21 protein-coding genes, 2 tRNA genes and 2 pseudogenes are annotated in these 19,541 nt (G+C 67.0%); 12 read left to right on the top strand and 13 right to left on the bottom strand.

What is annotated here, in order from left to right:
• Positions 1–55: 55 nt before the first annotated feature.
• From LCL87_RS13085 to LCL87_RS13075, 3 genes are all read left to right on the top strand, one after another.
• Positions 56–1,489 (top strand): acyl-CoA carboxylase subunit beta, encoded by a 1,434-nt coding sequence (locus LCL87_RS13085; RefSeq protein WP_225020240.1) that lies wholly within the window; start codon positions 56–58, stop codon positions 1,487–1,489.
• A 167-nt stretch (positions 1,490–1,656) separates the two neighbouring features.
• Positions 1,657–2,064, top strand: a complete 408-nt coding sequence (locus LCL87_RS13080; RefSeq protein ID WP_225020238.1) for a YciI family protein — start codon at positions 1,657–1,659, stop codon at positions 2,062–2,064.
• Between the two features lie 8 nt (positions 2,065–2,072).
• Positions 2,073–3,218: a DUF6596 domain-containing protein gene (locus tag LCL87_RS13075; protein WP_225020295.1), complete on the top strand. Its 1,146-nt coding sequence runs from the start codon at positions 2,073–2,075 to the stop codon at positions 3,216–3,218.
• Between the two features lie 194 nt (positions 3,219–3,412).
• On the opposite strand, the gene LCL87_RS13070 is transcribed toward LCL87_RS13075, so the two are convergent.
• From LCL87_RS13070 to LCL87_RS13045, 6 genes are all read right to left on the bottom strand, one after another.
• The gene (locus tag LCL87_RS13070; RefSeq protein ID WP_225020236.1) at positions 3,413–3,922 is read right to left on the bottom strand and encodes a DUF3145 domain-containing protein; all 510 of its coding nucleotides are present in this window, start codon (positions 3,920–3,922) and stop codon (positions 3,413–3,415) included.
• A 143-nt stretch (positions 3,923–4,065) separates the two neighbouring features.
• On the bottom strand, positions 4,066–4,884 hold the full coding sequence (locus LCL87_RS13065; RefSeq protein WP_225020234.1) for a serine hydrolase domain-containing protein: 819 nt from the start codon (positions 4,882–4,884) through the stop codon (positions 4,066–4,068).
• A 34-nt stretch (positions 4,885–4,918) separates the two neighbouring features.
• On the bottom strand, positions 4,919–6,046 hold the full coding sequence (locus tag LCL87_RS13060) for an NDMA-dependent alcohol dehydrogenase (RefSeq protein WP_225020232.1): 1,128 nt from the start codon (positions 6,044–6,046) through the stop codon (positions 4,919–4,921).
• A 206-nt stretch (positions 6,047–6,252) separates the two neighbouring features.
• Positions 6,253–7,593: a WS/DGAT domain-containing protein gene (locus tag LCL87_RS13055; RefSeq protein ID WP_225020230.1), complete on the bottom strand. Its 1,341-nt coding sequence runs from the start codon at positions 7,591–7,593 to the stop codon at positions 6,253–6,255.
• Positions 7,594–7,689: 96 nt separating this feature from the next.
• Entirely contained in the window at positions 7,690–8,457 is a 768-nt protein-coding gene (locus tag LCL87_RS13050; protein ID WP_225020228.1) for a hypothetical protein, read from the bottom strand.
• A gap of 38 nt (positions 8,458–8,495) precedes the next feature.
• The gene (locus LCL87_RS13045; protein WP_225020226.1) at positions 8,496–9,185 is read right to left on the bottom strand and encodes a hypothetical protein; all 690 of its coding nucleotides are present in this window, start codon (positions 9,183–9,185) and stop codon (positions 8,496–8,498) included.
• Between the two features lie 423 nt (positions 9,186–9,608).
• On the opposite strand from LCL87_RS13045, the gene LCL87_RS13040 reads away from it, so the two are divergent.
• The 3 genes from LCL87_RS13040 (at position 9,609) to LCL87_RS13030 (ending at position 11,095) form a co-directional block, all read left to right on the top strand.
• Positions 9,609–10,412, top strand: a complete 804-nt coding sequence (locus tag LCL87_RS13040) for a tyrosine-protein phosphatase (RefSeq protein WP_225020224.1) — start codon at positions 9,609–9,611, stop codon at positions 10,410–10,412.
• A gap of 36 nt (positions 10,413–10,448) precedes the next feature.
• Positions 10,449–10,646, top strand: coding sequence for a hypothetical protein (locus tag LCL87_RS13035; RefSeq protein ID WP_225020222.1), 198 nt, complete (start codon positions 10,449–10,451; stop codon positions 10,644–10,646).
• Between the two features lie 161 nt (positions 10,647–10,807).
• The gene (locus tag LCL87_RS13030) at positions 10,808–11,095 is read left to right on the top strand and encodes a hypothetical protein (protein ID WP_225020220.1); all 288 of its coding nucleotides are present in this window, start codon (positions 10,808–10,810) and stop codon (positions 11,093–11,095) included.
• A 19-nt stretch (positions 11,096–11,114) separates the two neighbouring features.
• Here the strand turns inward: LCL87_RS13030 and LCL87_RS13025 are convergent, their stop codons facing one another.
• The gene (locus LCL87_RS13025; protein WP_225020218.1) at positions 11,115–11,408 is read right to left on the bottom strand and encodes a hypothetical protein; all 294 of its coding nucleotides are present in this window, start codon (positions 11,406–11,408) and stop codon (positions 11,115–11,117) included.
• A 4-nt stretch (positions 11,409–11,412) separates the two neighbouring features.
• Positions 11,413–12,138, bottom strand: a complete 726-nt coding sequence (locus tag LCL87_RS13020) for an MBL fold metallo-hydrolase (protein ID WP_225020216.1) — start codon at positions 12,136–12,138, stop codon at positions 11,413–11,415.
• A 233-nt stretch (positions 12,139–12,371) separates the two neighbouring features.
• Here LCL87_RS13020 and LCL87_RS13015 point away from each other — a divergent pair, with 233 nt between their 5' ends.
• Together LCL87_RS13015 and LCL87_RS13010 are read left to right on the top strand one after the other, a co-directional pair.
• Positions 12,372–12,554, top strand: a complete 183-nt coding sequence (locus LCL87_RS13015) for an enoyl-CoA hydratase (RefSeq protein ID WP_225020214.1) — start codon at positions 12,372–12,374, stop codon at positions 12,552–12,554.
• Between the two features lie 112 nt (positions 12,555–12,666).
• A complete protein-coding gene (locus LCL87_RS13010; RefSeq protein ID WP_225020212.1) occupies positions 12,667–12,870 on the top strand; it encodes a hypothetical protein in 204 nt (67 codons plus the stop codon).
• Between the two features lie 10 nt (positions 12,871–12,880).
• Here LCL87_RS13010 and LCL87_RS13005 read toward each other — a convergent pair.
• A tRNA-Ile gene (locus LCL87_RS13005) sits at positions 12,881–12,954 on the bottom strand.
• A 166-nt stretch (positions 12,955–13,120) separates the two neighbouring features.
• On the opposite strand from LCL87_RS13005, the gene LCL87_RS13000 reads away from it, so the two are divergent.
• Positions 13,121–13,807: a 3'-5' exonuclease gene (locus tag LCL87_RS13000; RefSeq protein ID WP_225020211.1), complete on the top strand. Its 687-nt coding sequence runs from the start codon at positions 13,121–13,123 to the stop codon at positions 13,805–13,807.
• A 68-nt stretch (positions 13,808–13,875) separates the two neighbouring features.
• Here the strand turns inward: LCL87_RS13000 and LCL87_RS12995 are convergent.
• Positions 13,876–13,948: transfer RNA gene (locus tag LCL87_RS12995), tRNA-Asn, on the bottom strand.
• Positions 13,949–14,084: 136 nt separating this feature from the next.
• Here LCL87_RS12995 and LCL87_RS12990 point away from each other — a divergent pair.
• Entirely contained in the window at positions 14,085–14,333 is a 249-nt protein-coding gene (locus tag LCL87_RS12990) for a hypothetical protein (RefSeq protein ID WP_225020210.1), read from the top strand.
• Between the two features lie 228 nt (positions 14,334–14,561).
• Here the strand turns inward: LCL87_RS12990 and LCL87_RS12985 are convergent, their stop codons facing one another.
• Positions 14,562–16,034 carry an aldehyde dehydrogenase family protein gene (locus LCL87_RS12985; RefSeq protein WP_225020209.1) on the bottom strand — a complete coding sequence of 491 codons (1,473 nt, stop codon included), beginning with the start codon at positions 16,032–16,034 and terminating at the stop codon, positions 14,562–14,564.
• A 125-nt stretch (positions 16,035–16,159) separates the two neighbouring features.
• Here LCL87_RS12985 and LCL87_RS12980 point away from each other — a divergent pair.
• Positions 16,160–16,668: pseudogene (locus tag LCL87_RS12980) on the top strand (SDR family NAD(P)-dependent oxidoreductase).
• Here LCL87_RS12980 and LCL87_RS12975 read toward each other — a convergent pair.
• Together LCL87_RS12975 and LCL87_RS12970 are read right to left on the bottom strand one after the other, a co-directional pair.
• A pseudogene (locus LCL87_RS12975) lies at positions 16,665–17,665 on the bottom strand (IS481 family transposase). The pseudogenes LCL87_RS12980 and LCL87_RS12975 sit on opposite strands and share 4 nt — an antisense overlap.
• A 1-nt stretch (position 17,666) precedes the next feature.
• Positions 17,667–18,629, bottom strand: coding sequence for a nitroreductase/quinone reductase family protein (locus tag LCL87_RS12970; protein WP_225020208.1), 963 nt, complete (start codon positions 18,627–18,629; stop codon positions 17,667–17,669).
• Between the two features lie 517 nt (positions 18,630–19,146).
• On the opposite strand from LCL87_RS12970, the gene LCL87_RS12965 reads away from it, so the two are divergent.
• The gene (locus tag LCL87_RS12965; protein WP_225020207.1) at positions 19,147–19,512 is read left to right on the top strand and encodes a periplasmic substrate-binding domain-containing protein; all 366 of its coding nucleotides are present in this window, start codon (positions 19,147–19,149) and stop codon (positions 19,510–19,512) included.
• Positions 19,513–19,541 lie beyond the last annotated feature (29 nt).

Genomic DNA, 19,541 nt, shown 5'->3' with positions numbered 1-19,541 from the left:
CCCGGGTCCCCACCCCCGAACTTTTGCCCCAGGTGGGCTTGCTCAGGAGGACATCATGACCGTCTTGGCTCCCGCGACGCAGTCTGAAGCATCGACCGATCCGCGTGATCCGCTCGCGCGTCTCGCCAAGTTGTTCGATGCCGGCACCGTCGCACCGCTACACGACCGCGACAAGTCCGGTGTGCTTGCCGCATCGGGCGAGATCGACGGTGTTCGCACCATCGCCTACTGCTCCGACGCCACCGTCATGGGCGGCGCGATGGGCGTCGAGGGCTGCAAGCACATCGTCGCCGCGATCGACACCGCGATCGCCGAGAAGGCCCCCGTCGTCGGACTGTGGCACTCCGGTGGCGCACGTCTCGCCGAGGGTGTCGAGGCCCTGCACGCCGTCGGACTCGTCTTCGAGGCGATGGTCCGCGCGTCCGGTCTCGTCCCGCAGATCTCCGTCGTGCTCGGCTTCGCCGCCGGCGGCGCCGCGTACGGCCCCGCACTGACCGACGTCGTGATCATGGCCCCCGAGGGCCGCGTGTTCGTCACCGGACCGGACGTCGTCAAGAGCGTGACCGGCGAGCAGGTCGACATGGCGACCCTCGGCGGACCCGACACCCACAGCAAGAAGTCCGGCGTCGCGCACATCGCCGCCCGCGACGAGGACGACGCCTACCACAGCGCTCGGCGCCTGGTGTCGATGTTCTGCGACCAGGGCCAGTTCGATCTCGCCGCCGCCGAGCGCGGTGACACGGACCTGCGCGCGCTCATGCCGGCGTCGGCCAAGCGCGCGTACGACGTGCGGCCGATCGTGCACGAGTTCCTCGACAACGTCGAGGGCGAGTCGAGCTTCGAGGAACTGCAGGGCAACTGGGCGCGCAGCATCGTCACCGGTCTGGGCCGCCTGGGCGGCCGCACCGTCGGCGTGATCGCGAACAACCCGCTGCGCCTCGGCGGCTGCCTCAATTCGGAGAGCGCCGAGAAGTCGGCTCGCTTCGTGCGTCTGTGCGACGCGTTCGGCATCCCGCTGGTCGTGATCGTCGACGTCCCCGGCTACCTGCCCGGCGTCGGCCAGGAGTGGGAGGGCGTCGTGCGCCGCGGCGCGAAGCTGCTGCACGCGTTCGCCGAGGCGACGGTTCCCCGCGTCACGCTGGTCACCCGGAAGATCTACGGCGGCGCCTACATCGCGATGAACTCGCGGGCACTCGGCGCGACCGCGGTCTACGCGTGGCCCGATTCCGAGGTGGCGGTCATGGGTGCCAAGGCCGCCGTCGGCATCCTGCACAAGCGCGCTCTCGCGGCCGCGCCCGATGAGGAGCGCGAGGCCCTGCACGATCGCCTCGCCGAGGAGCACGAGGCCATCGCCGGTGGTGTCGGCCGGGCCATCTCGATCGGCGTCGTCGACGAGACGATCGATCCCGCCAAGACGCGCAGCATGATCAGCCGCGCGCTCGCGGCGGCGCCCGCGAACCGTGGACAGCACAAGAACATCCCGCTGTGATCCGACTCGCGACCGCGTTCGATTGAACCGAGACCCCCTGCTCAGCAGGGGGTCTCGGTCTTTTTCACGCCTTTCCCGAAGGCCGTGTCGAGAATCCGCGTCCGGCTCCGTCCCTGTAGTGAATGCGACCACAATGGGTCGCGTCGCACCAGTACCGAGGAGACATCATGGCCAAGTACCTGCTGCTCAAGCACTACCGCGGCGCCCCGTCGGCAGTCAACGACGTCCCGATGGACCAGTGGACGCCCGACGAGGTCACCGCCCACATCAAGTACATGCAGGACTTCGCCGCCCGTCTGCAGAACACCGGCGAGTTCGTCGACGCCCAGGCGCTGGCGCCGGAGGGGCTCTGGGTCCGGTACGACGGCGAAGGTCGGCCGCCGGTCACCGACGGCCCGTACGCGGAGACCAAGGACCTCATCGCCGGCTGGATGGTGATCGACGTCGACAGCCACGAGCGTGCGCTCGAACTGGCCGGCGAGTTGTCGGCCGCACCCGGCGCGGGCGGGAAGCCGATCCACGAGTGGCTCGAAATGCGCCCGTTCCTGACCGAGCCGCCGACCATCACCGAGTGACCACTCCGATGGACGAGACCCTGATCCGGAGTCTCACCCCGAGTGTGCTCGGCATCCTCGTCCGCCGCGGAGCCGACTTCGCGGCGGCCGAGGATGCCCTGCAGGACGCACTGGCCGAGGCGGTCCGTGTCTGGCCGGAGGACCCGCCGCGAGACCCGAAGGGCTGGTTGGTCACCGTGGCGTGGCGCCGGTTCCTCGACGCGACCAGGGCCGACGCGGCCCGGCGCCGACGGGAGGCTCTGACGGAGGAGGAGCCGACGCAAGATCCGGCGCCGACGGTGGACGACACACTCCAGCTCTACTTCCTGTGCGCGCACCCGTCGCTGACGCCGGCGTCCGCAGTGGCGCTCACGTTGCGCGCCGTCGGCGGGTTGACCACACGCCAAATCGCCGCAGCCTACCTGGTGCCGGAGGCAACGATGGCGCAGCGGATCAGTCGCGCCAAGCGCACGGTCTCCGGTGTGCGGTTCGACCGCCCCGGCGATGTCGCCACGGTTCTCCGGGTCCTCTATCTGGTGTTCAACGAGGGCTATTCGGGCGACGTCGACCTCGCCGCCGAAGCCATCCGGCTGACCCGGCAGCTCGCAGCCGCCATCGACCACCCCGAGGTGGCCGGGCTGCTCGCACTCATGCTGTTGCACCACTCACGGCGCGCCGCCCGGACCACATCCGACGGCGCGCTGGTGCCTCTCGCCGAGCAGGATCGCGGCCGGTGGGACACCGCCGCGATCGCCGAGGGCATCGCGATCCTGCAGGCGGCACTCGCCCGCGACCGGTTGGGCGAGTTCCAGGCCCAGGCGGCGATCGCGGCACTGCACGCCGACGCGCCAACGGCGGCGGACACGGACTGGGTGCAGATCGTCGAGTGGTACGACGAACTCGTCCGGCTGGCCGACAGCCCGGTCGCGCTGCTCAACCGCGCGGTGGCGGTCGGCGAGGCGGACGGGCCGCGCGCCGGCCTGGCCGCGCTCGAGGCAGTGCCCGACTCGGTGCCCCGACACTCCGCCGTGGCCGCGTACCTCCACGAGCGCGCCGGCGATTCGATCACGGCGGCAAGGCTTTACGTCGAAGCAGCGCAACTCGCATCCAACCTCGCCGAGCGCGATCACCTCACCCGCCAGGCCGCTCGACTCAACTCCGGAAGGGATCGCTGAGCTGGCCGCGACCCACGGGACGCCATCGACGAAGACTGGGCCCAATCTCAGACTCGGACCACGAGGAATCAACCAGTGAAGGCGAAAACTACAGCACTGCAATTCTTTTCGATACCGACTCCCGCGATCGCTCTTCGAGGGGGCGGTGCTGCCCCACAAAGGGATCGACACACCGAACTGCTACCTGGACGTCGCTAGCCGACGTCGCGGCGCAGCCACGTCACCTCAGCACCCTCACCACCGCTGCGATACGACTCGAGTACCTCGTCCCACGCCGTGCCGAGCGCATGCCCGAGGGCACCGGCGAGGTCGACGCCCTCCGCGAGCAGCGATCGCAGGCGCATCTCCCCCACCACCACGTCCCCGCACGCACTCGTCGCGCCGTGCCACAGGCCGAGTCCGGGAACATGGCTGTACCGCTCGCCGTCGACGCCCTCGCTCGGATTCTCGGTCACCTCGAAGTAGAGCAACGGCCACGCCCGCAGTGCCGCGGCGACCCGGGACGCGGTGCCCACCGGTCCGATCCAGTCGCAGGTTGCCCGCAGTGTGCCGGCGGCGGCCGGCTGCGCGGTCCACTTCAGGTTGGGACGGGCATCGAGGATCGAGGTGAGCGCCCACTCGACATGCGGGCACAGCGCGGCGGGCGACGCGTGGACGTAGACCACTCCGGCCGTCGCATCCGCGAACTGGTTCAACGAGCGCACTGCAACACCTCCAGCTTCGACGAGGGACGTCTTCCCCAACGACCTCGGCCGATACATGGAGCTGGATGCGCCGCAACGGGACACACCGTCGACCAGTGTGCCCTGTGATACCACTGTTACGCCAGTGGTAGCTGTAAATTGATCTACCCGCGACCGCGGAGTTCGGCGACCACGGCGTCACCGAGGTCGGTCCACAGCGGCTTGGCCCAGTCCCCGAACGCCCGGTCCGTGAGGACCACGCAGGCCGCACCCAGGGCCGGATCGACCCACAGGAACGTCCCGGACTGCCCGAAGTGACCGTAGGTCGCGGGCGAGTTGCCGGTGCCGGTCCAGTGCGGCGACTTGCCGTTCTTGATCTCGAAGCCCAGCCCCCAGTCGTTGGGCCGCTGCGGGCCGTAGCCGGGCAGCAGGCCCGCCAGGCCCGGGAACTGCACGGTGGTGGCCTCCGCCAGAGTCTGCGGGGAGACCAGCGTGGGTGCGAGCAGTTCGGTGGCGAACCGGGTCAGGTCGTCGGCACTGGCCTGCGCACCGTGCCCCGCCGGCCCGACGAGCGCCGCCGTCGCCATCCCCAGCGGCTCGAACACGGCGTCGGTCACGTACTCCGCGAAGGGAATCGAGGTCTCGGCCTCGACGAAGTCCGCGAGCACCTCGAAGCCCGCGCTCGAGTAGATGCGCTTGACCCCCGGCTCCGCCTGCACCCGCTGGTCACCGAAGGCGAGACCCGACGCGTGCGCGAGCAGGTGCCGCACCGTGGCGCCGGGCGGGCCGGCGGGCTGGTCCAGCTCCACCGCGCCCTCCTCGACGGCGACGAGAGTGGCGTACGCGCACAGCAGCTTCGTCACCGACGCGAGCGGATACACCCGTTGCCGATCGCCGAAATGCGCAACGCCTCGGCTGCCGTCGATGACGGCAGCCGAGGCGTTGTCCACCGGCCATTGCCCGATCCGATCGAGAGTCTGCACCCGATCAGACTACGAGGGCGGCTGGGTCAGGCGTTCACCAGTCCGCTTCGGTGTAGCGGATGACACCGCGGATGTTCTTGTTGTCGAGCATGTCCTGGTAACCCTCGTTGACCTGCTCGAGCGAGTAGGTGTTGGTCACCATGTCCTCGAGGTTGAGCAGACCGGCCCGGTACAGGTTGAGCAGGTTCGGGATGTCGACGCGGGCGTTGCACCCACCGAAGATGTTGCCCTTGAGGTCCTTCTGCAGCATCGACATCAGGAACGTGTTGAGCCGGACGTCCATGTCGGCCATGTGCCCCATTGCGGTGACGACGCAGCGGCCGTTCTTCGCCGTGAGCGTCATGGCGGGATCGATGTACTCGCCCTTCATCTCACCCACGGTGATGATCGTCTTCTGGCACATGCGGCCCCACGTGATCTCCATGATCGGGCCGATCGCCTCCTCCATCGACGGGAAGGCGTGCGTGGCACCGAACTTGAGCGCCTGCTCCCGCTTGAAGGACGACGGGTCGATCGCGAACACGTGGCGGGCACCCGACGCAACGGCGCCCTGCAGCGCACTCATGCCCACGCCGCCCACGCCGATGATGGCGACCGACTCACCCGGCTTGACCTCCGCGATGTGCGTCGCCGAGCCCCAACCGGTCGGGACACCGCAGCCGACGAGGGCCGCGAGCTCGAACGGAATGTCCTTCTCGATCTTCACGACGGAGGACTCGTGCACGGTCATGTAGGGCGCGAACGTGCCGAGCAGACACATCGGGATGACGTTCTCGCCACGCGCCTGGATGCGGTAGGTGCCGTCGGCGATGGCCTGACCGCTGAGCAGCCCCATGCCGAGATCACACAGGTTCGAATGACCCTCCGAACACGACGGACAGCGTCCACACGCCGGGATGAACGAGAGGACGACATGGTCGCCGACCTCGACACCGGTGACACCCTCGCCGACCTTGACGATCACGCCGGAGCCCTCGTGGCCACCCATCGCGGGGTAGGACGGCATCGGCGTCGCACCGGTCACGATGTGGTGGTCGGAGTGGCACATGCCGGCAGCTTCCATACGGATCTGCACCTCGCCGGCGACCGGGTCACCGAGCTCGATCTCCTCGACCGACCACTTCTCATTGACACCCCACAGCAGCGCGCCCTTGGTCTTCATTGCTTCCGCCCTTCGATACCGACTACCAATGGCTGTGACGATAGCCACAAATCTTTCAAATTGAAACATGTTCTAGGTGGCGAGTAGTCAAACCACCCGTTGAGCGGGAGATTTACATCGCTCACGCCGGTGTAACGCGTACCCGCGAGTCGGTCGATCGACCAGTTCTGCGTCGCCCGGACACCACGACAGGGCACCGCCGCGGGTCACACCAGGGCACGCAACGCCGCGTACTCCTTCGCCATCAGATCCATGTAGTGGTCGATGTCCGGCATCATCCCGGTGTCGCAGGACACCGACAGGGTCAGAGCGTTCCCGATCGAGGTGGCGACGTGCCCGACGCCGCGGCCGTCCAGCACCTCCGCGAAGCTGACGGTCGTGTGCACCGGGACTCCGAGGAACTCGAGGTCTGCGGCGCCGCGAGGGACGTTGCTCACGATGGTGTTGGGATGCGGCATCGCGCTCGAGCCCTCAGCAGGGCGGTCGGCCGAGGACGTTGCGAACAATCGGAGCATCGGGGCCGGAACGGAGTTGAGGAACGCCATCTGGAGCGGCCCGGATCGTGCGCCCCGTTCGCGCTCGTGCCTCGCCGATCGGGCGATCGCCGCGAGCCGTGCTCGCGGGTCGTCGACGTCGGTGTGCATGCTGACGATCATGGACACGATCCGGTTTCCCACGGGAGGCCCGCCGGCGCGGAGCGACAGGGGGACGTGCGCGGCCAACGAGGAGTCGGGAAGCTCTCCCTTCTCGATGAGGTAGCACCGCTGCGCCCCGGCTACGATCGCGACGACGACGTCATTGATCGTGTACTCCCCCAGGGCTTTGGCCGTGAATTTGACCTCGGAGACCGTGAGATTGAGGAACCGGTGCGCTCGTCCCCCGTCCGCACGGTCGTTGAGGCGAGTGCGCGGCCAGGAAGCCGACGGCAACGGGACATCGCGCACGCGGCGAGCGTCCAGCCGCTGCCGGACGGTCGCCCGACCCATTCCCGCCAGCAGCCCGGGTAGGCGGGCCGGCGCGGATATCCACCACGGCACACTCGGCCCGAATTGCCATTGCGCCGTGGCACGTTCACCGAAAAGTGATCGCAGGACATGCACGAATCCGAGCCCGTCGGTGACGGAATGGTGGACGTGCAGCGCGACGACAGTGGCCCGGTCAGGGAAACCGTCGACGCCCGTGACGCCGGTGAATACCGACACAGTCCACGGCGGCACATCCCGACGCAGTCCGTCCGCGGTCGTGCGCACCAGCCTCTCCCCCAACGCAGCCCATCCCGAGTCGGCGTGCCGCTCGACCGAGACGTGCCGCGTGATGTCCACCTCGGTGCGCACCCATCGTGGGTGGTCGAGGAAGCCCGGGACGCGGACCAGCCGGTGGGTCAGGATCGGCGAGCGATCCAGCCGTGCGGCGATCCACCGCTCAACCTCCGCCTGTCCGATGTCACCGCGGTCCTCGAACACCAGCGCGCCGACCATCGTCGGCCGGTTCCACAGGTAGAAGAGGGTATCGGCGGTCGACAGCCGTGCAGGAGCCGTGTCTGTCATCCCGAAACCGTAACGCGGCCTGCGCAGGAACGGGTGGCAGCCGTTCGGCATCGTCACCAATGGGACGACGATGCCGAACGGTCCACGATGGATCTGTCAGCTACCCGACGGACCCGTCGACGCGCCCAGCGAGCTGGTCTCGACGGACCCGCCCGAGGATCCGAGCGAACCGTTGTCGCCGTCGTCGACCGGCTCCCCGTTCTCGTAGCCGGCGAACGCGAAGTGGTCGCTGCCCGATGTGCAGTACAGGAACGCACCGGCATCGAATGCCGCGCGCGGACCGACGCTGGGGTCGCCCAGATTGACCGTCGTCGTGTAGGTCGCGCCGGCATTGATGTTGAACTTGGGGATGTCGGCCGCGTGCCCCGCAAGCCTCGATTCCCCTTGCGCAGCGCGGATCTCGTCGCGGGCCGCGAACGCCTCACCGAACAGGCTGCCCAGCTGGCCGCCGGGCAGGAAACCCTCGACGCTGCCCGTCGACACGGTGTTCGTCGATCCCCCGAGACCGGTGAGCTTGATCGTGATGTTCCCCGGCTGCCGGTTGAGCTGGTTGCGGTAGTAGTCCATCGCCTGCGCGACGATGGCGGCCTCCGTGACGTCACCGCTGGCGGCGTTCCCGTTCGGGCCGCCACACACGAAGTTGCGGGCGCCGGTGTTCTCGACGGCAACCGTGACCTGCGAACCGTCCTCGCTGGTCGTCACAGTGATACCCAGGTCGTCGACCCCGGTGACGACCACGTTTCCGGTGTCGTCGGCACCGGGAATGACGTTGTAGGCACTCGCCACTCCCGTTCCAGCGAGAATCGTGGCGATCCCGGTCGCGCCCACGATCGCGGCCGCGCCCGTGCGTGAAATTCGGTACATGATGACTCCTGAATGTCGATGCGGGTAAGGGCCGGCGCTCAGCTCGTGGAACCGGTCGTCAGACTGCCGAGGGAGCCTTCTCCCCCGGACGACTCGGGCGCGGCAGGAATCTCGCCGTTCTGGTCGGCCGCGAAGACGTAGTCCTTGTTGGTCACCCGGTCGGTGCAGTAGAACAACGCTGCCGCATCGAATTCGGACCGCACGCCGGTCGCCGGCGTCGACAGCTTGGAGGTCCAGTTCGCCGTCGCCCCTGCCGCCACGTTGGTCATCGGAGCGATCGTGCCGAAATGGCCGGCGATCCTCGCCTGGTCGGTGAGCGACCGCAGATCCGTCGTGTCACTGATGACCTGGCCGAAGCTGCCGGTGTAGTCGAAGAGACTGCCCATCGGAACCGTCACGGTCGCATTGCCGGTGGAGTTCTGCAGGTCGCCCGGCGGCACGGCGATGTTGTGACGGTAGTAGTCGAAGGCCAGCCCGACGATGGACGCCTCGGTGACCACATTGTTGAAGTTCTCCCCGTTGGCGCCCGGGACGCGACAGTTCATCGCGTTGCCGGAATTGTTCGTGACGGTGCCGGTGACATTGCCGGTGGCGAGGTCGACCGAGGTCAGCGCGACGGTGACCTTGTCACTGTCGGTGATCACAACCTTCCCTGCACCGTCGTCACCGGGGAGCTGCCCGGCCGTCACGAAATCCACCGCACCGGCGATACCTCCCGCCGAAATCACCGCACCGGCACCTACGGCACCGGCGAACGCCACGGCACAAGCTCGTTTCCACGTTGATGACACAGATCTCTCCTGACACTGAGTCTCTGACTGAACTGCGAGCGCGTACGGGTCGGAATGCCCCACCTTGGTGCCGGCTTTCCAAGCGCGATCCGGGATTTCGGCCGCGCGTCGCATCTCCCGTCGCCCCGACCGGAATGTGATACAGGTCATGTATGTGAGGAGAATGTTGCATAGCCGAAACATTGATGAGGCGCTATTTGCACGATTCGCGGACGAGTCCCGCTGGATTCACCCTCGATCTCAACCGCTATCCATCGCGCCACGGACATCGGTCCCGCAGCACTTCAGTTTGTGCAAGGATTCCGGTGCCGACGGCCGAATGCCTTTGGCGCAGTTCGCCGCACCCCACAGGAGGCAACAGTGACCGCGTACCCGATCGATCGGCGCGTTCTCCTGGCAAGCGCCCCGAACTTCCGCGACCTCGGTGGGATCGAGGTTGGCGACGGCAGCGTGCGCGCGGGCGCACTGTTCCGGTCGGCGACGCTCGCGAAGCTCGACGACGACGATCTCATCGCCTTCTCAGGCCTCGGCGTCACTACCGTGTACGACCTGCGGACCGCCGCCGAACGCGACGGCGCCCTCGATCACCTCCCCGACACCGCGCGCACCGTCTGGCTCGACGTCCTCGCCGACAACGCCCACAACGCAGCGGCCACAGGACTACTCATGACGGACCCCGTTGCGTACGCCGAGACGATCACCGATGGACGCGGAATCGCGCAGATGGAGGAGGCGAACCGTAACTTCGTCAGCCTTCCTTCGGCGCTCGCCGCATACCGCGCGTTCTACCTCGACCTCATCGATGACAATCGCACCAGCTCTGCCCTTTTCCACTGCACCACCGGCAAGGATCGCACCGGTTGGGCCGCAACCTCGTTCCTGCTCCTCCTCGGCGCCGCCGAGGGAGATGTCCGCGCCGACTACCTCGAAACGAACACCGATCTCGCACCCATGACCGATCCGATCCTCGCCTTTGCCGCGAGCAAGGGCGTCGATCCGGAGCTGATCCGACCTCTCCTCGGCGTCCGTGAAAGCTACTTCGATGCCGCGCTCGACGAGATGCGCACGCGCTTCGGCACCATCGACGGCTATGCACGGGACGGGCTCGGCCTGACCGCCGGGCAACTCGTCACTTTGCGCGAGCGATTCACGCAACCTGTGTGAACCCGCCGGAGCGGATTCACACCAAGAGAGGCGAAGTTGAACAGGAGAGCCGGCACCGTTCTGGGGTTCGCGCTGTTGATCCTCGGCGCACTGGGGACACTCGGATCGATCTTCTTCTACCCGCTGGTCGGTCTGCTCCTCGGCGCTTTCGCGTCCGTGCTCACCCTCCTGTTCGTGGTGGTCGGGGTGCTCGGCGCCATCCTCGTCGGCTGGAGCGAGAACCAGCCTCGCTGAGCCACCGGCGGGAGCCACGCCGCCAGGACTGTCGGCGTCCTCTGCTATCCATGGGAACCATGCGAACAAACCTGTCGGTTGGTGCAGCGACTACCACCCCGTTTCCGGACGGCAGGTCGGACGAGGCGATGCGGGCCTCGGCCGACGACGGGCGCTGACCGATGGCGCGGCGATCGACCTCCGGTTCCAAGGGATCGTTCTGGGCGATCTTCGGCGTGCTGTTCGTGCTCGGCCTGATCATCAAGTACTGGTGGGTGATCGTCTCCGTCCTCGCCGTGGTGGCGCTCGGCTACGGCGGCGTCAAATGGCTGGAGCGTCACCAGGTTCGAAAGGCCGCGGCGGCGAGGGAGCGTGCGGAGATCGCGGCCCGCGCCGACTACGAACACCAGCAGTATCTCGCCGGTGAACCCACCGGGCTGTACGGGCAGTATCCGCCACCCCAGTTGTAGGTCCGGCCGCTCCCCTGTTTCACGCGACCCACATGAAGGCGGTAGTCAGCACGCCGATGCACGCCAGCACACCGAGCCCCCACGCCCGGACGCCGCGGCCGAAAGACCACACGACAACTCCGACGACGAGGCCTAGTGCCGAGGTGGCGATGACGCGCCCCCACAACCGCGCATCGTCGGCACGGTCGAGACTCGTACTCGACGGCGGCTCACCGAAGAACGACGCCTCGGAAATGAGGATGGCGTACACGAGCCAGAGCGGCACGACCACCAACCCGACGAGGCCTACACCCCAGGCGATCGCGCGTGCCACTCGATCACCCGGCGGGCGCGAAGGGGTCGGTAGCGGCCGCGATCCGCTCGGATGCGTTCACCAGCACGGCTTCACCGTGGCCGAAGCCGGCGATCCCGGCCCCCGTCGCGGCGATCGCGGCCAGAGAGCGGCTCGCCGACTCCCGGTCCGTGTTGAACACACCGAGAATGACGTCGCCGTTGAACTCGGCCACCGCGTCGCCTGTCAGGACGGCATCGACTGCCGGCAGGTACAGAGCGATGCTCCCCGGCGTGTGGCCGGGAGCGCCGATGACCCGAGCACCGCCGGCGAACTCCAGGATTTCGCCGTCATTCACTTCGCGATCGACACGGCACGGCGGACCGTGGGAGGGCTCGTCGGACTCCGCGTGGATCGTCTTCTCGGGATCGGTGAGGACGGGCAGCGGACCTCGCCGCGCACCCGACACGTACGGGGCGTCGTCGGCACCCGCGATGATCTCGACGGACGCCCAAGTCGCGATCTCCGCTGCCGACCCGGTGTGATCTTCGTGGAAGTGCGTGAGCACGATCCTCCGCACATCGGCGCGGGTGCGGCCCAGCGCTGACAGTGCCGCCGAGATCAGTTCCGCGCTGTCCGGCCAGCCGGTGTCGATCAGCGTCACGCCGTCGCTGTCGAGCCAGAGATAGCAGTTCAACAGGTGCGCCGGCCCCGTCGGGACCCGAAGGCGGTACAGGCAAGGGGCCAGTTGCTGAAGGTCGGGACTGGACATGCCGCCACGGTATGCGAGTTCCCGAGAAACGTCTGCGGGTTTCATTCTCGGCGAACATGTTTCGCACCGGTCTGCAGGCACGCACATCTCGACGGTGGCATCGACGCCGACCTTCCGATGAGATGCCGCCCGCCGAAACAGGTATTCGAACAGGTAGAAGTGCGGTGGCCCACGCCACACCCCGACGGTCAGGCTGGACCGGTACCGATCAGCCGAACCCGGGAGAGTGACTCATGATGCGTCGCGGGCGGAAGACACTCATCACCCTGGACAGCGGCGTCTGGCAGTTCGGCCGACTCGTCGGACCCGGCTGCCGGGAGTCGGGTGTGCGCGTCCAACTCGCCCCGAATCCCGCGAAGGGCAAGGCGACGTTCGTCGTCGCTGCCCCGAACAGCGGGATCGGCTTCGCATTGTGACGAGCAGACCATGATGTGCTTCGGGCTTCGCTTCGGCACCGAAGACAGCTGGCTGCTCCGATCCTCCCGCGCACTGGCTGGGGCCCGGTCCGGACCGGCGCCGGTGGGATCGGTGATCGCTGTTCGTCCTGTGCACCGCGGACTGCAGCCCTGGGATCACGCGCCCCGCACGATCGCGATCATCGCCCTCGACAGTGGTGTGTGGTGCTACGCCTGGATCGTCGGAGGGAACGGCGTCCGGGGTGCGCGGGCCAGACTCCTCGGTCACGCGCCGGGCGAGAAGTACCCCACGTTCGCGACTCATCCGGGCCGCTGAGGGGCCTGCGTGGGGCGGGCGGGGCTCGAACCCGCGACCAATGGATTATGAGTCCACGGCTCTAACCGACTGAGCTACCGCCCCGTACCGCGGCGTGTGTCGCCGACCGCCGAATGTTACCGCCCACGCAGCGCCACGCACCGGTCTGGGGTGCCGTGTGTCGCAGCCCGGGGCGCACTGTCGGTGCCTGCGAGCAGACTGACCGGCGAACACCCGAGCAACAAGCTCGGACGAACGCCGAAGGACCACGATGACCCATTGGACCGCCCGACCGATCTGCGCATTCGACTTGGAAACAACTGGCCGAGACCCGCTCTCGGCGAGAATTGTCACCGCATGCGTGGTCACTGTCGACGACGGTGTGACCCGGACACGGAACTGGATCGTCGACCCTGGCGTCGAGATTCCGGCGGGGGCGGCCGCGATTCACGGCATCTCCACAGCCCAGGCACGCGAGCACGGCCAGGAGTACGCCTCGGGGTACCGGGCGATCCGTAAGGCACTCACGGATGCGTGGGCGGACGGCTACGTCGTCGTCGCCTTCAACGCCGCCTACGACCTCACCGTGCTGGACGCCGAGGGCCGTCGGCTGGGGTGGCCGCCGCTGTCGGACTACGGACTCGTGGTGGACCCTTATGTCATCGATCGCGAGATGGATCGCCGTCGGCGCGGCAAGCGCACCCTGGGCGCGCTGTGCGAGCACTACGGGGTCGCGCTGGCGTCCGCGCACGAGGCCGAGTCCGATGCCCTGGCCGCGGCGGAGCTGGCCCGGATCCTGCCACAGCGGTTCCCCGATCTCGGAGTCCTCGACGACGTGATGACCAGTCAGGCGGCGTGGCACGCCGAGCGCCAGCGCGACCTCGTCGAGTATCTGCTGAGCGAGGGACGCGACGCGTCCGACGTCGACGGCCAGTGGCCGATCCGCCTCGCGGCGTGACCTCCCTCATCGGGGCCACAAACGACTGAAGGCCCCTCACCCGTTAGGGTGAGGGGCCTTCGGTCGGGCTCCCCCGGCTGGACTCGAACCAGCAACCGTTCGATTAACAGTCGAATGCTCTGCCAATTGAGCTACAGGGGATTGTCCTGCTCGGCGCTGCCCTTTCCGGCGGCGCCTGAGAAACTGTAGCCCATACCCCTACCCAAGTACCAAATCGCCTGAACAGCGACCGATCAGGCAGGATGTACGCAGGCACTTCGACGGGAGGAATCCGGAAATGTTGCGGTTGTTGGTAGGCGTCGCTGCGGGCTACGTACTGGGGACCCGGGCCGGCCGGGCCCGGTACGAACAGATCAGTAAGGCAGCCAAGGCCGTGGCGACCAGCCCTGCCACCAAGAAGGCGATCGAGGTGGGTCGGCAGAAGCTCTCGGACTCCCTCAGCACACAGCCCAGGCTCGAACCGATGAAGCCGATCGACGAGCAGACGACGATCCTGGTCCCGCAGGACCAACTGCGCCGAAGCTAGGCCGACGCCGGGATCCTCCGCCGCTCGCGGACCGACCGTCCGTCGGCCGGAGGATCCCGACGCCGGGCAACGCCCCTAGGGTCAGGACCGGTCGCAACTCGTGCAGCGCAACAGCACGGAGCGCCCCCGATTCCTTTCGATCCCATTCGGCCGCAGAAGAATTCGCGATTCCATCGGTATCACCACCGACAGAGCTTTCGAGTCCGGCGGCGACGTCGGCGGCACCGATCACCCGTCCCCGAGCCGGCATTCGATCGTCTGCATCTGCAGGAATTCTTCCAGGCCCGCGGTCCCCCACTCCCGCCCGAGGCCGCTGTCCTTGTATCCACCCATTGCCGAGTGCGGTGAGATTCCACCCGCCCCGCCATTGACCTTGACCAGTCCGGTCCGCAGGCGTGTCGCGATGTCGTAGGCCCGCTTGGGATCCCGCGCCCGAACCGCACCACCCAGCCCGTACCGGGAATCGTTCGCGATCCGGATCGCTTCCTCGTCGTCATCGAACGGGATGATCACGCCCACCGGGCCGAAAAACTCTTCCCGGGCGATCGTCATGCTGTTGTCGACATCGATGAACAGGGTCGGTTCGACGAAGAACCCCTTGGCAAGTCCCGCGGGCCGTGAACCGCCGTACGCCAGGGTCGCCCCTTCCGCGATGCCCGTGGCGATCAGATGCTCCACCTTCGCCCGCTGCTCGCCACTGATCAGCGGACCCATCGTGATCGCGGGATCGGCAGGGTCCCCCACTTTCACCTTCTCGAGTTCGGCGACGACCAGGGCGATCAGCTCAGCTTCCCTCGACCTGTGCACCAGGGTCCGAGTCAGCAGTGAGCACCCCTGACCGGCATGCGCGGTGATGCCCGCCAGCACGCTGGGCAGGGCCTTGGAGAGGTCCGCGTCGTCGCAGATGATGTGGGCGGACTTCCCACCGAGCTCCAGGACCACCTTCGTCAGGGCCGGGGCCGCCTGCGCGTAGACCTGGCGCCCCACCGCATCGGAGCCGGTGAAGCTGACGATGTCGATCAGGGGGCTGCTGGTGAGCGCCTTGGCCGCGGGTACGTCACCGGTGACGACGTTGAGGACACCATCTGGCAATCCAGCCTCTTCGGCGATCTCGGCAACCACGAACGCTTCCAGCGGGGTGGTGGGAGCGGGCTTGAGGACGGTAGTGCAGCCGGCCGCGAGCGCTGCCGCAAGCTTCATGACATTGATGAAGAAGGGGAAGTTGTATGCGGTGATGATGGCCGCGACACCGAACGGCTCCCGACGCGTCAACCCCTGACTGAATGCGCCGGCCAGATGCGTGGGCAGCGTGGGCTGCTCGAACGGGTACTGGACGAGCACACGCTCGGCCATGTCACGCAGGTGGTCGATTGCGGGCCTGATCTGAATGTTCTCCGCGATGTGCCGGGCCGCACCGGCTTCCGCGATGTTGAGCTCCACGAGTTCGTCGAATCGACGTTCCATGATGTCGGCCATGGCGCTCAGCACCTTCGCCCGCTCCCGGACCGGCGTTCGGGGCCAGGGCCCGTGGTCGAAAGCGCGCCGCGCCGCAGCGATCGCGCGCTCGATGTCCGCCGTGGACGCCTGGGCCACGCGCCCGATGACCTGCTCCGTCGCAGGGTTGATCACTTCGACGATATCGGTCGTTTCGCTCTCGATCCAACGCCCGTCGACGAACAACTGATAGTCCAGGTCGGTCATGAACCCTCCCATTCGAATGTGCCTGACTTGCAAGCGATGTGAGATACCTTACAGTCTGCAACAATCGTTTGTTTTAGGAGACCTCGGATGCGTCTCGAAGGAAAATCAGTTAGGACATCCACGCGGTGACCGCGCAGCAGTGGCAGACGACGTTCGACGTGAACGTGATGGGCACCTTCTTCGCGTGTAAGCACGCGATCCCGGCCCTGCGCGCCAACGGTGGTGGATCGATCGTCGTGACATCGTCCGCAACCGCGATCGCCAGCGCCCGCGACCTCGCGCCGTACGTCGCATCCAAAGGCGCCGTCACGCCCTCGTCCGCGCGCTGGCGGTCGATCTCGGGCGGCACGGGATCCGAGTGAACGCCATCTGCCCGCTGCACGGGATGTCGGCAACCTTCTACAACTCGGCAGCGAGCCCCGCGGTGGGCCGGTCGGCCGAGAAGTCCCGGGAGTGGGATCCCGAGTCGACAGGCATGCCCCTGAAGCTGCGGCGGCCACCGACCCTGCGCGACAACGCGAATGCAGCGCTCTTCTTCGCGTCGAGTGAATCGGAGTACATCAGTGGCGTCTGCATGCCTACCGCCGACGGAGGCATTCTCGCCGGCTTCTATCGCGATCGTGGCCCCGCCTAGGTGTATGAGGCCATGACGTTGGTGACGCCGTCCGTGACGCGGGCTGCTGGGGGCTGACCGCCGACGGCGCCGTGGGGCCGGTGGTAGTTGTAGTGGACGTTCCACACGGCCAAGGCGTCAGAGCGTTGCTTCTCGGATGTCCGGGTGCGGGCATGGAGGAACTCTTCGGCGATGATCCGGTGTATCTCTCGATCGTGCCGTTGTGGCGCGGCGTGTAGGGCGTGATCCGTTGGTGGCGTGATCCGAGAAGTGCACGGGCGAAAGCGTCGGCGCGGTAGCAGGCGCCGTTGTCGGTGACGACCCGCTCGATCCGTGTGATTCCGTGGGCCGCGAACCAGACTCGTGCCCGGTGAAGGAAGGCGACCGCTGTGGCGGCCTTCTCATCGTCGAGTGCTTCGGTGTAGGCGAGGCGGGTGTGTCCATCTATGGCGGAGTGGAGGTAGACGTAGCCGCCGCGTTCGGTCTTTCGTTTGCGCCGGCCGACGTCTTCCGCGGCGGGGCTGCCGCGCCCGTGAGCTCGCCAGCCGCCGCCATCGGGGATTCGCCCGACCTTCTTCACGTCGATGTGGACCGTGTGGCCGGGGCGGCGGGCGATGATTTTGCGTGGTTCCCGGTTGGCTTCGCCACTGGGGTCGATGAACCGACGGCGGTTCAGGCCTAACGCGGCAAGGTGCCGCGACACTGTCCGGCGACTGATAACGATGCCTTCGACCTGTAGCTCGAAGGCGATCCTGGCGGCCGACCACTTGTATGTGCGGCGTAGATCCTCGATCCTGACGATGACCGCGGTGTCGGTGGCGGTGGGCTGGTGGTGTGGCGTTGAGGACTGGTCGAGTAGGCCGAGTTCGCCATGACGCCGGTAGCGGTTGACCCACTTCGAGGCACAGGCGCGAGAAATCCCCATCTCCTCCGCGACGTGCGCGATTGGGCGGTTCTGGCAGCGTTGCACCAGACGCCGACGACCCTCAACTGATAGCGGTGCGTTGCTATGCGTCATTTCAGCACTCACCCGAATCAGATTCGGGCTCTGCCGCGTTGTCCGAAGGTGGTGCGTCGGCGACGGCATTGAGTGCGTCGAGGATTGTCTCTTCCTCGAACGCGAAGTGTTCGCGCAGTCGGGCAACCAGGTTGTGAAGCTTGACATGCAGCTCACGCGGATCACTTACTCCTGGCGTGTACCCCTCGAGCAGGTCACGGATAGAGGCGTTGATCTCGGCTACCACGACATGCTCGGCACGGAGTTGCTCCAGTGTCGGCGCGAGTGCGGGAAACGCCTCCGCCACCATCGGGAACGCGCCGAAGTCCTCGCCCATGTGGTGTCGTTCGAGCGCTCCGCAGAACGCCACGCAACGCTCACGCATTTGGGCATGGAGCGTTCGTGGCGGCAGCGTCACCGGTGTGGTGGTGTCTGCCGTTGCGATGAGCGTGTCGACCTGCGCGAGGACGAGATCCATTTCCGCGGAAAGCCATTGGTGTACTTCCTTCAGGAAGTCTCCCATCCCGCGCACTCGGTCGAGCCCATCGCGAGCGGGGAGGGGCTGGATCTCTACCAGCGGGATCACGCGGGATGTCATCTGCTGGTAGTCGCCGTAGCCGGGATGCCTGCACGCCACCTCGTTCCAGAAGCGATCGCGAACCGCACCGGATAGTACGGACGCGATCGCCGGGTAGGTGTCCGGACCGACCTCGACGGTCACCACGGGATGCGCCCGAAGATTGTGCAGCCACGCTGGATTACGGTCCGCACCGCCAGCAGAAGCGACAACCACGCGTCTGCCGTCGATGTCCACGTAGCCCAGCGGAGCGGTGCGACGGCGCCGGGTCCGTGCACCCACAGTGGTAAGCAGAAGCAGGGACGAGCCCTGGAACGGGCCACCAACGATGCCTGCGCTCGCGCGGAACTCATCGATGATGTGTTGCTGAAAGTCGTTGGCAGGTGGGGGTGAATCGAGTTCGTGCATTCGAAGTTCCTTTATCCGCTCGCGCTGGACTCCGCACCGCCAAGCCTCGCGACCGCACGTGAAATCTGGCTGTCGCGAGTTGGCTGGCGCATACCAGCAACAAAAGGCAGGGTGACAGCGCCGTCAAACTTCCTCAGCGGACAAAAGTAGGCCTGAGGCATCGATCTCGCGCGGCGGATGTCTGACTCCTCGTCCGCCCTCTAACTCGGACAAACTGCATACGGCAGGGACACGAACACCCGGGTCAGCATCTTGCCATCGAGAGCCGGACCAGATCAAGAAATGTCAACAACGTCATGTCCCGCAACACCGGTCACCCCCGACCCCTACCTGTCCACTGCAGACGCCGCATCAGCGGCAGAGGAGAAGGAATCAGCGTTCTACGACGTAAAAACTGTTGGGCCGCAGTCGCAGCGGCCACCGCAACCGGTTTGCTACTGACGAGCTGCGCGCCGGCGACAGCTCCGAGGAAGGGGCGGCCCTCAGCGCCGCGACATTCGCCGACCTGCGAGAAGGCGTGATCAACGTGGCACCGGCGACCGATCCAGTGGACGGCGGCGAGCTCACCTTCGGCGCGTATTCCGAGCCGCGATCGCTCGATCCTGCGAAGGCGATCGCCGCGGTGACTACCGGCGGGGTCGAGATGCTCAAGGGGATGTACACCAGCACCGAGATGGACGCGCTGCTTGCGGAGTTCCAGCAGGAACCCGATCTCACAGCCAAGCGGAACACCGTCGACCGAATCCAGCAGCAGATCAACAGGGACGTGCCGTTCCTCGTCTACGGTCCGTTTGCGGAGTTCGTCGTGTGGAACGACGACGTGCACGGCGTCCTCGGCAGTTCGAACTCGATGATCCTACTGAGTGGGGCCTGGAAGGACTGACCTACGAACTCTGGCCTACTCCCGGCCGA

Origin of the sequence: Prescottella equi, from assembly GCF_020171745.1 — a bacterium.
GTDB classification, from domain to species: Bacteria; Actinomycetota; Actinomycetes; order Mycobacteriales; family Mycobacteriaceae; genus Prescottella; species Prescottella equi_A.
This window is presented reverse-complemented; position numbering and strand designations above follow the sequence as displayed.